Here is a 10,754-nt window from a genome sequence, read left to right on the forward strand (position 1 = left end):
CCTCAACAGAGGGGCGGCCTAGTCCTCCGGGCCGCGTTGGTCGGGGGTTTGGGTTTGGTGGCGGGGGGGTTTTTGGGTTTGGTGGTTGGGTTTGGGCGCGACCGCCCGGGCGCCCCCCGACCGCACCGACAGCCGGCCGACGGCGAGCGCGCCGGTGAACACGATCAGCGCGCCGATGCCGCTGAACATGCCGAGCGCCTCGAGCGCTCGCGCGAAGGGCCGGGTGCTCGTGGCGACGCCGGGCGAGCCGAGGTGCCACCAGCTCGCAACGTCGCGTCCGATGATCAGCCAGGCGCCCGCGGCCGCGCCGATCCAGGCGGCGAACTGCGCGGTCGCCCGGTTCGCGGTCATGATCAGGATCAGGCCGGCGAGCACGGCCACCGCGCCGGGCAGGATCTCGAGCCACCACCTCGCCGCGCTGAAGTCCCACGACTTGGTCGTGCCGTAGGAGTAGTGGAACGACGGGCCGATGAGCGGGATCAGCGCCGCCCACGCCCCGAAGATGATCAGCAGGACACCACTGAGGGCGCCGCGGCTGCGCGGGATCGACATGACCCCGCCGTGGAAGTCGGCGTTGGTGGTCGGTGGTTGCTCGTTCGGGTCGTACGACGCGTTCTTGTGGCGCTTCATGACAGTCCTCCGGGACGGACGGTGATGTCCGTGGGGTACCCAGCGTGATCAGCGTGTAAGCGCGGAACTCCGCTATATGGCCCGGATGTCCACCGGTGAGAAGCGGGGGCCGAAGCGCGGTTTGCCGACGCCCGAGCCCTCGACGAGCCGGACGACGCGCTGGCGGTGTCCCGTCCAGTCGGCGAGCAGTTCCATCATCTCGGCATCGGTGCCGCGCGCCCGGCCGGTGAACCAGTGCACGACGACGTCCTTGATGTGGTAGTCGCCGACGCTCACGGCGTCCGGGTCGCCCCAGGCCCGCTGGGCGGTCTCGGCGGCGGTCCAGACGCCGATGCCGGGCAGCAGCTGCAGCCGGTGCAGCGCGTCGGCCCGCGGCATCGAGGTGCACTCCTCGAGCCGGCCCGCCACCGTCGCCGCGGCGCGGATCGCCCGCTGCCGCTGCAGGTCGACGCCGAAGCGGTGCCAGTCCCAGGTCGGCACCTGCAGCAGCACGGCGGCCGTCGGCGGCACCCGCAGGTCGTCGCGCGGGCCGGGCGCGGGCTCGCCGTACTTCCAGAGCAGCGACTTCCAGGCCCGCCGTGCGTCCAGGCCGGTGACCCGCTGCTCGAGCACGGCGGGCACAAGCGAGTCCATCACCAGCCCGGTCGACACCAGCCGCAGCCCCGGACGCCGGCGGCGCAGGTCGTGCAGCCGCGGGTGCCCGCTGAGGTCGCACGCCGACCAGTCGTCGTGCTCGCCGAGCAGCGTCGGCAGGCGCTCGAGCAGCCAGGCCGCGCCCATCCCCCACGCCGTCGCCGTCACCTCGGGGCCGCGCGCCGCGAGCCGCATCGTGCCCGGCCCGGCGGGCGTCATGCACGCCCACCAGAAGCCGTCCTCGGCCGGCCGGTGCGCCGGGTCGCCGGCGCCGCGCACCAGCGGTGCGAGCGTGCCGCGCAGGTCGAGCGGACGCTCGGCGCGCCACACCCGGCTGAGTTCGGTCACACCCACCATCATCCGGCCGAGAACCGGATCGCGCCGTCGGCCAGCTGCGCCCCCGGCCAGACCCGCGCGCCGGCGCGCAGCTCGAGCCCGGCGCCGAGCACCGCCCGGTCGCCGATCACGACGTCGTCGAGCACCGTGCCCGCGCCGATCCGCGCGCCGAACCCGACGACCGACCGGGTCACCGTGGCACCGTCGCCGATCACCGCGCCGTCGAACAGCACCGATCCGTCGACCACGGCGCCTGCGCCGACGACGGCACCCGCGCCGATCGTCGCGCCGCCGCGCAGGGTCGCGGTCGGGTCGACGTGCGCGCCGGGCAGGGTCAGCGCCGGGCCGGTCGGGCCCGGCAGCGCCGACGACGGCGCGATGCCCTGCACGAGGTCGGCCGACCCCGCGACGAAGTCGCCCGGCGTGCCGAGGTCGCGCCAGTACCCGGCGTCGACGTGCGCCATCACGCGGGCGCCGGCGGCGAGCAGCCCCGGGAAGGTCTCGCGCTCGACCGACACCGGTCGCCCCTCGGGGATCGAGTCGATCACCGACCGCTTGACCACGTACGCGCCGGCGTGGATCTGGTCGGTGACCGGGTCGGGGTCCTTCTCGAGGAACGCCGTCACCCGGCCCTCGGCGTCGGTCGGCACGCAGCCGAACGCGCGCGGGTCGGCGACGCGCGTGAGGTGCAGCGTCACGTCGGCGTCGGCCTGCTCGTGCACGGCCATGAGCGCCGGCAGGTCGGCGCCGCTGATCACGTCGCCGTTGAAGACCAGGACGGTGTCGCCGCGCAGCCGGCCGGCCACGTTGCGGATCGCACCGCCCGTGCCCAGCGGCTCGACCTCGACGACGTACTCGAGCTCGACCCCGAGCGGGGCGCCGTCACCGAAGTGCCCGCTGAAGACCTCGGCCCGGTAGGAGGTGCCGAGCACGATGTGGGTGACGCCGGCGTCTCGGATGCGTGTGATGAGGTGCGTCAGCAGCGGCACGCCGGCCGTGGGCAGCATCGGCTTCGGTGCGGACAGGGTCAGCGGCTTGAGCCGGGTGCCGAGGCCGCCGACCAGGATCACCGCGTCGGTCGAGGTCACCCGCGCAGGGTGCCACACCGGTGTGACGACGTCCTGCCGATGCCGGGACGGGCCGACGAAGATCTCAACCGGCGGTGACGTTGATCCACGTCGTGCCGAGGCCGAGCGCCCACTGCAGGTCGTAGCCGCTGAAGTTCACGACCTTCGTCCTGCCGCTCGCGTCCACACCCTGGATGAAGCCGCTCACGACCCGGCCACCCCAGCTGCCGTGGCCGTCGCGCTGCGTGATCGAGATGCCGGTGGCCTTCTTCAGCCCGAAGTAGGCCGCGAGCCGCGAGACCGCCATCGAGTCGTTCTGCAGGCTCCACGGGTCGGCGCCGCCGGCCGCGTCGTACGGGTCGGCCTTGGCGACGAGGTAGGGCTGGCCGCCGTCGGACTTCCAGCCGCCGTTCGACGCCGAGAACTCGGCGAAGATCGTGTGGCCGCCGTACTGCAGCACCTGGCGCACGTTGTCGGTGACGACGGCCGGGTCGTCCTGCATCGTCAGTTGGCCGGACGGCGAGAACTGCTGGTAGCCGTTGTAGACCTGGCAGTTGGTGTTGTCGCAGATGTCGTAGGACGCGCCACGCGGGTGCTCGACGGCGTAGCGGCCGTACGAGCGGGCGGCGACGGCCTGGGCCGACAGCGCGGCCTGGCGCCACGAGCTCGGGATCTCGTAGGGCACGACGCCGCGCACGTACAGCTCCATGCGCACCACGTTGACCGCATCGACGTCGCCGTTGTCGACCACGCCGCGCAGCTGCCCGAAGTACCGGCCCTCGGTGCCGTCGGTGAACGACACGCGCACGGTCTTGAAGTCGCCGCGGTTGAACGCCGAGCCGTTCGGCAGGCCGGTCTTCACCGTCGTCCACTGCCTCGAGCCGGGCTTGCGCGACTGCAGCGTGAGCGTGCCGCCCGACGCCGCGAGGTGGTAGTAGGCGATGCCGGTGGTCGGCAGCGCGCCGTAGTTCGTGAGCGTGAGTCCGGGTTCGGCCCGCACCTGCAGGGCGTGCCCCGTGGCCGAGAGCAGCACGCGGATCTTCGACGGCGCCAGGGTCACCAGCTGCGTCCCCGGGTAGTAGAAGTTCAGGATCTGCTTGTAACTGAGGCCCTTGAGCGCGGCACCCTCGGCGCCCCACTGACTCATGCCGTGGCCGTGCCCGTTGCCGCGCGCCGAGATGGCGATCGACCCGGTCGGCGCGATGGTGACGGCGGGACGGGCGGGCGCGGCACCGGCGGGCTGCGCCATCGAGGGGACGAGCGCAGCGGCGCCCGCCGTCACGATCGTCGCGGTCATCGCTGCGATACGTCGGCCTCGCATTAGCACCTGGCTCCCCAAAATCGGTGTCGACACGCCGGTCGGGCGGCGGATCGAAACCTACATCGGCACGAGTCGGACGAACTTGATCCGAACGGGCCTTGCTTCCTTCGACTTTGCTGTGCCGACTTGCCCGCGTGGGTGCCGCACGACGGCGGCGGCCGCGGCTACCGTCGCCTCGATGTCCGCTCCGCCCGAGGTCGCGCCGCTCGCCGCCCGCCCCATCACCAGGTGGCTGCCGTGGCTGCGCTGGGCCGGGGCGGTGCTCTCGCTGCTGATCTTCGTCGCGTCCGGCGTGGCCTGGGCGATGTACAAGAACTTCACCGGCGACGTGCGCACTGGCGGGGCGGTGCCGGCCGACGCGACCGACGCCGACGGCGCGGCCGAGAACATCCTGCTGGTCGGCAACGACACCCGCGACGGCGCGACCCCGGCCGAGCTGAACGCCCTGCACGTCGGCCCGAACGAGGGCACCGTCAACGCCGACACGATGATGGTGCTGCACATCCCCGGCAACGGTGGGCGGCCGTCGCTCGTCTCGTTCCCGCGCGACTCGTGGGTGACCATCCCCGGGCACGGCCAGAACAAGCTGAACGCCGCCTACCCGATCGCCTACAACGCCGCGAAGGCCGCCGGACGCACCGAGGTGCAGGCCGAGAGCGCCCGGCTGCTGCTGACGATCGCGACGATCCACGCGCTCACCGGCCTGCACATCGACCACTACGTGCAGGTGAACCTGCTCGGTTTCTACCGCATCAGCAAGGCGATCGGCGGCATCACCGTCTGCCTCAACGCCGCGCAGAACGCGAGCACCGACCGCGACGAGTTCGGCTCGGGCTACTCGGGGATCGACCTGCCGAAGGGCGTCTCGACCATCGAGGGCGACCAGGCGCTGGCGTTCGTGCGGCAGCGGCACGGGCTGCCGCACGGCGACCTCGACCGCATCCGCCGCCAGCAGTACTTCCTGTCCGCCGCCTTCGACAAGATCGCCTCGGCCGGCGTGCTGCTGAACCCGTTCAAGCTGAACAAGCTGCTGCACGCCGTCGGGTCGTCGCTGCTGATCGACCCGGGTCTCGACCTCACCTCGCTCGCGCAGCAGTTCATGTCCCTGACGTCCGGACGCATCACCTTCACCACGCTGCCGAACACCGGGCCGCAGCTGATCTACCCCGACGGCGTCGAGACGGCGATCGTCGGGGTCGACCGGGCGGCCATCCCCGACTTCCTGCGCGGGCTCGACGGCCAGGCCCCGACGCTGGCGAAGATCGCCGCTGCCGCGCCCGGCGACACGACGGTCGACGTGCTGAACGGCACCGACACGCCCCGGCTGGCGGCGAAGAACGCCGACCAGCTCATCGCGCTGCACTTCAAGGTGAACACCGTCGGCTCGACCGACCAGACGCCGCTGACCACGATCGTCTACCCCGCCCGTGACGCCGCCCAGGCTCGCGCGCTGCTCGCCGCCGTCCGTGGCGCCCGCACGGTGCAGAGCGACACGGTGAGCCGGGTGACGCTGCGGCTCGGCAGCAACGGCGTGCAGGTGCGCGGGCTCGCCGCGGCGTCCCACCCGGTGCCGGCGAACGAGGCCGCAGCCACGTCGTCGTCCTCGCCCTCGTCCACGGCCGCGAAGCCGGCCGACCCGACCCGCGGGCTGGGCTGCATCGACTGAGGCGCTCGCCGCCGCCCGGCGCGCGTCTGATGCGCGTCTGAACCGTGCCCGAGAGCGCGGCGCGGGTCTCAGCAACCGCCGGTAGCCTCGCCGGTGTGAGTTCGGGATATGGATCCGCCGTGGCGCCGCTGCCGCCACACCTGGATCCGCGACGTCCGCGGTCGTCGTCGGGTGGCCGCTGGGTCGTCTGGCGCCGCGTCGGGCTCACCGTGCTCGCCATGGTCTCGGTCTTCGCCCTGGTCGTGTCGGCGTACGCGTTCTTCTTCTTCCGCAACGTCGACCACAAGGTGCCGCGGTTCGCGTCCAACTTCACGCCGCGCGCCGCCCAGACCAAGACCGACTTCGACGGCAGCGACCAGAACCTGCTCGTCGTGGGCAACGACGACCGCTCGAACCTCACGAACCGGCAGGCTGCGGAGCTCAAGGTGGGTAAGGACGGTGGCAGCATCGCCACCGACTCGATGATGATCATCCACATCCCGGCCGACGGCTCGAACGCGACGCTCATCTCGCTGCCCCGCGACTCGTACGTGAACATCCCCGGCTACGGGATGAACAAGCTCAACGCGGCCTACGCGATGGCCTACACGGACACGAAGGGCTCGCTCGACGCCAAGCGCACCGCCGGCGCCGAGCTGCTCACGAAGACCGTCTCGAACCTCACCGGACTCACGATCGACCACTTCATCCAGGTCACCCTGCTCGGCTTCGTGCAGATCAGCGATGCCGTCGGCGGCGTGACGGTGAACCTCTGCCACGCCGTCGACGACACCGTCGCGTACAACGCGTCGCAGGGCGTCGAGGGCGGCTCGGGCTTCGTGTCGAAGGCGGGTGTGCAGACGCTGCAGGGCGTGCGCGCGCTCGAGTTCGTCCGGCAGCGGCACAACCTGCCGAACGGCGACCTCGACCGCGCCGCGCGGCAGCGCTACTTCCTGACCCAGGCGTTCCGGAAGGTCGTGTCGGCGGGCACGCTGTTCGACCCGAGCCGGCTGAACGCGCTGGCCAACGCGGTCGAGAACTCGGTCTACGTCGACGCCGGCTTCAGCCTCACCGACCTCGCGCGCCAGGTCGGCACCCTGAGCCCGGACAACATCGTCAGCAAAGCGATCCCGTTCCAGGGTTTCCAGGACACCGAGGTGGGCAGTGTCGAGGTCGTGAACCCTGCGATCGTCCAGCGCTTCGTCAAGAACCTCATCGACCCGCCCGCGGCCAAGCCGAGCCCGTCGACGGCACCCTCGACGTCCGCGGCCGGCTCGACACCCGCGTCCGGCCCGACCTCGACCACCGCGAAGCCGAAGCCGCACAAGAAGCCGGCCGCGGCCTGCATCAACTGATGACGCCCGACACCCCGGAAGGGTGCTTCGCCGCCCTCATGGCCCGCGACCCGTCGCGCCCGTTCGTCACCCACTACGACGAGGCGACCGGCGGGCGGGTCGAGCTGTCGGTGAAGTCCACGGCGAACTGGGTGGCGAAGACCCACCACCTGCTGGGCACCGAGCTCGGCCTGTCGGTCGGCGACGTCGCCTCGGTGCAGCTGCCCGCCGACTGGCTCTCGCTGCCGGTGCTGCTCGGGTGCCTGTCGGCCGGACTCGCCCTGACGCCCGCCGACGACGCCGCCGCGTCGGTGGCCTTCGTCGCGCCGGGCGCGTCGGCGTCCGCGCTCGACGTGTACGCCGTGGCGCCGCAACCGACCGGAGCCCCCGACGACTACATCGGCGCGGTGCGTCCGCAGGCAGACGCGTGGGCGTCGGTGCAGTCCCCGGCCGGCCCCGACGACCCCTGCCTGCCCGGGCTGACCCGCGGCGAGGTTGTCGCGCGGGCCCGGGTGCGGGCGTCCGAACTGGGCCTGGACGACGGCGCGCGCGTCCTGACGACGCGGGCCTGGACCTCCGCCGACGACTGGATCGACACCGTCGTCGCGCCGCTCGTCGTCGGCGGCTCGCTCGTGCTGCTCACCGGCCCCGCCGACGACGCCCTTGTCGCGCGCCGCGTCGGCCAGGAGCGCGCCACCGTCGTCGTGCACTGACCGCGCACCGACCGCGCACTGACAGCGCTCCGACCGCGCACCGACCGCCCCGGCCGGGTCTGCTGGCCGACCGAGCGTGTGGGGTGCCGGCGCATCGGGTCTGCCCGCAGTGGCGGGGCAGTGGCGGGGCAGTGGCGGGGCAGCGTCGGGGCAGCGTCGGGGCAGCGTCGGGGCAGCGGTCCTACAGGGCTGCTTTGCCCCGCAACGTCGTGCGAATCGGCCCCCAGGACCTGGCACAGCGGGACAAGGCGGCGGGATCTGCCGGAGCTGCGGGACAACCCGCCCCGCCCCCACAGCTTTGCGCCCGCAACTGTCGGGTTCGACGCGTCCACCCGCCAGGACCAGGCGCAAACCCGCGTCGCGGACCCACCTTTGCGCCCGCAACTGTCGGGTTCGACGCGTCCACCCGCCAGGACCGGGCGCAAACATGCATCGCGCACCCACATCCGCGCCCGCAACTGTCGGGTTCGACGCGTCCAGACGCCAGGACCGGGCGCAGACAGCAGGCTCCGCGGCCCACCGACCGCGCGGACCAATTCCGCCCCGCGCTCGCGGGCAGACCCGATGCGTCCGCCGGCGCTATGCTCACAGCGAGCCGTGACTGGCGCTTCGTAAGGTGGGCAACCACCGGGGAGCGGCTCCGCAGCAGTGCCGTGCGCCTGGGCCGACGAGTCAACAGGAGCGACCCATGAGCCTGCCTTTCGACCCCACCGCCGCCAGCACCGCCTACCAGCAGGCGCTCAAGGTCATCGAGTCGGTCGAGCCGACCGTCGCCGGCGCGATCCGGGGCGAACTGGCCGACCAGCGGGCGTCCCTGAAGCTCATCGCGAGCGAGAACTACGCCTCCCCCGCGGTGCTGCTCACCATGGGCACCTGGATGAGCGACAAGTACGCCGAGGGGACGATCGGGCACCGCTTCTACGCCGGCTGCCAGAACATCGACACCGTCGAGCAGGCCGCCGCCGAGCACGCCAAGGCGCTGTTCGGCGCGCCGCACGCCTACGTGCAGCCGCACTCGGGCATCGACGCCAACCTGGTCGCGTTCTGGGCGATCCTGGCCCAGCGCATCGAGGCGCCGGCCTTGGCCGAGCACGGTGCGAAGCACGTCAACGACCTGTCCGACGCCGACTGGGAGACGCTGCGCCGCGCGCTCGGCAACCAGCGCGCGCTCGGCATGAGCCTGGACGCCGGCGGTCACCTCACCCACGGCTTCCGCCCGAACATCAGCGGCAAGATGTTCGAGCAGCGCAGCTACGGCACCGACCCGATGACCGGCCTGCTCGACTACGACCAGGTGCGCAAGGCCGCGCACGAGTTCAAGCCGCTCGTGCTCATCGCCGGCTACAGCGCCTACCCGCGCAAGGTCAACTTCGCGACGATGCGCGAGATCGCGGACGAGGTCGGCGCGACGCTCATGGTCGACATGGCGCACTTCGCCGGGCTGGTCGCCGGCAAGGTCTTCACCGGCGACTTCGACCCGGTGGCCCACGCGCACGTCGTCACCACCACCACCCACAAGTCGCTGCGCGGCCCGCGCGGCGGCATGGTGCTGTGCCAGCCCGAGTACGCCGACGCGGTCGACCGCGGCTGCCCGATGGTGCTCGGCGGTCCGATGGGGCACGTCATGGCCGCCAAGGCCGTCGCCATCGCCGAGGCCCGGCAGCCGAGCTTCCAGACCTACGCCCGCAACGTCGCCGACAACGCGGTCGCGCTCGCCGAGGGGCTCATGCGCCGCGGCGCGAAGATCGTCACCGACGGCACCGAGAACCACCTCGTGCTCATCGACGTCACCAGCTTCGGCCTCACCGGCCGCCAGGCCGAGTCGGCGCTGCTCGACTCGGGCATCGTCACGAACCGCAACGCGATCCCGAACGACCCGAACGGTGCCTGGTACACCTCCGGCGTCCGCATCGGCACCCCGGCGCTGACCAGCCGCGGCTTCGACACCGACGACTTCGACCGCGTCGCCGAGCTCATCGTCGACGTGCTGTCGGCGACCGAGCCCGCGAGCACGAGCGCGGGCGCGCCCTCCAAGGCGAAGTACGTGCTGGCCGACGGCGTCGTCGACAAGACGCACGCCGCCGCGAACGAGCTGCTCGAGGCGAACCCGCTCTACCCGGGTATCGACCTGGGCTGACGCGGCCCGACGCGGGCGAGGCGCGCGGTACGCCCTGATACCGCGCGCTAGCCTCTCGTCCATGCCCCGACTCGACCCGCTGCGGCGCATCCACGTGCCGCGCCGGCTCGACGACTGGATCACCGTCGCCGACACCGAGCAGAACCCCCGCGGCGCCGGCATGACGCCCGAGGGTGTCGACCGCATCTGGGACGCGACGGTGCAGCTGTACCGCACCGGACTGCACCCGGCGATCCAGCTCTGCGTGCGCCGTGAGGGCACCGTCGTGCTCGACCGCGCGATCGGCTGGGCGCGCGGCGTCGCCCCGGGCGAGCCGAAGAACGCCGAGCGCGTCCGGGCCACGACCGACACCCCATTCTGCGTCTTCAGCGCGTCCAAGGCGATCACCGCGACCGTCGTGCACATGCTCGTCGACCGCGGCGAGCTGCGCCTCGACGACCGCGTCGCGACATGGGTGCCCGAGTTCGCCGGCGGCGGACGCGACGACGTCACCATCGACCACGTCCTGTCGCATCGGGCCGGCATCCCGTTCATCCCGCGCAAGCTGATGGATCTCGACCTGCTGGCCAAGGACGAGATGCTCGCCGACGTGCTGCCGCACATGCCGGCGCTGTCGAAGCCCGGCGCGCGGCTCAGCTACCACGCCGTGTCGGGCGGGTTCGTGCTCGGCGAGGTCGTGAAGCGCGTGACCGGGCGGACGATCCGCGAGGTGCTGCAGGACGAGATCCTCACGCCGCTGCACTTCCGCTGGACGAACTACGGCGTGGCGCCCGAGGACCTGCCGCAGGTCGGGCGCGCCTACCCGACCGGGCCGATCCTGCTGCCGCCGCTGTCGTTCGGCATCACCCGCGCGCTCGGCATGCCCGGCGACGAGGTCACCCGCGTCAGCAACGACCCGCGCTTCCTCACCGCGATCATCCCGGCGGCGAACATCGTGT

At 72.3% G+C, this 10,754-nt stretch carries 9 protein-coding genes and 1 riboswitch; of the genes, 5 read left to right on the plus strand and 4 right to left on the minus strand.

The genetic code is table 11. The features are described from left to right. Window positions 1-18: 18 nt before the first annotated feature. The 4 genes from ACTHMS_RS15595 to ACTHMS_RS15610 form a co-directional block, all read right to left on the minus strand. The gene (locus ACTHMS_RS15595; protein ID WP_440307589.1) at window positions 19-630 is read right to left on the minus strand and encodes a hypothetical protein; all 612 of its coding nucleotides are present in this window, start codon (window positions 628-630) and stop codon (window positions 19-21) included. Window positions 631-702: 72 nt separating this feature from the next. Continuing rightward, a complete protein-coding gene (locus ACTHMS_RS15600) occupies window positions 703-1,611 on the minus strand; it encodes a DNA-3-methyladenine glycosylase family protein (protein ID WP_440307590.1) in 909 nt (302 codons plus the stop codon). Between the two features lie 8 nt (window positions 1,612-1,619). Further along, window positions 1,620-2,687 carry a sugar phosphate nucleotidyltransferase gene (locus ACTHMS_RS15605; protein WP_440307591.1) on the minus strand — a complete coding sequence of 356 codons (1,068 nt, stop codon included), beginning with the start codon at window positions 2,685-2,687 and terminating at the stop codon, window positions 1,620-1,622. Between the two features lie 64 nt (window positions 2,688-2,751). After that, complete coding sequence (locus ACTHMS_RS15610; protein WP_440307592.1) at window positions 2,752-3,963, minus strand: SpoIID/LytB domain-containing protein; 1,212 nt, start codon at window positions 3,961-3,963, stop codon at window positions 2,752-2,754. Window positions 3,964-4,165: 202 nt separating this feature from the next. On the opposite strand from ACTHMS_RS15610, the gene ACTHMS_RS15615 reads away from it, so the two are divergent. From ACTHMS_RS15615 to ACTHMS_RS15635, 5 genes are all read left to right on the plus strand, one after another. Next, window positions 4,166-5,653, plus strand: a complete 1,488-nt coding sequence (locus ACTHMS_RS15615; protein WP_440307593.1) for an LCP family protein — start codon at window positions 4,166-4,168, stop codon at window positions 5,651-5,653. A 95-nt stretch (window positions 5,654-5,748) separates the two neighbouring features. Next, window positions 5,749-6,987, plus strand: a complete 1,239-nt coding sequence (locus tag ACTHMS_RS15620) for an LCP family protein (RefSeq protein WP_440307594.1) — start codon at window positions 5,749-5,751, stop codon at window positions 6,985-6,987. Then, window positions 6,987-7,679 carry a TIGR03089 family protein gene (locus tag ACTHMS_RS15625; RefSeq protein ID WP_440307595.1) on the plus strand — a complete coding sequence of 231 codons (693 nt, stop codon included), beginning with the start codon at window positions 6,987-6,989 and terminating at the stop codon, window positions 7,677-7,679. The genes ACTHMS_RS15620 and ACTHMS_RS15625 overlap by 1 nt, the downstream gene beginning before the upstream one ends. Before the next feature lie 587 nt (window positions 7,680-8,266). Next, window positions 8,267-8,351: riboswitch (ZMP/ZTP riboswitch) on the plus strand. Window positions 8,352-8,367: 16 nt separating this feature from the next. Further along, complete coding sequence (locus ACTHMS_RS15630) at window positions 8,368-9,816, plus strand: glycine hydroxymethyltransferase (RefSeq protein WP_440307596.1); 1,449 nt, start codon at window positions 8,368-8,370, stop codon at window positions 9,814-9,816. A gap of 61 nt (window positions 9,817-9,877) precedes the next feature. Continuing rightward, on the plus strand, window positions 9,878-10,754 hold an 877-nt coding region (locus ACTHMS_RS15635; RefSeq protein ID WP_440307597.1), incomplete at its 3' end, for a serine hydrolase domain-containing protein.

It is taken from the genome of Jatrophihabitans sp., assembly GCF_051960575.1.
In the GTDB taxonomy this organism is placed as follows: domain Bacteria; phylum Actinomycetota; class Actinomycetes; order Mycobacteriales; family Jatrophihabitantaceae; genus JBQCEE01.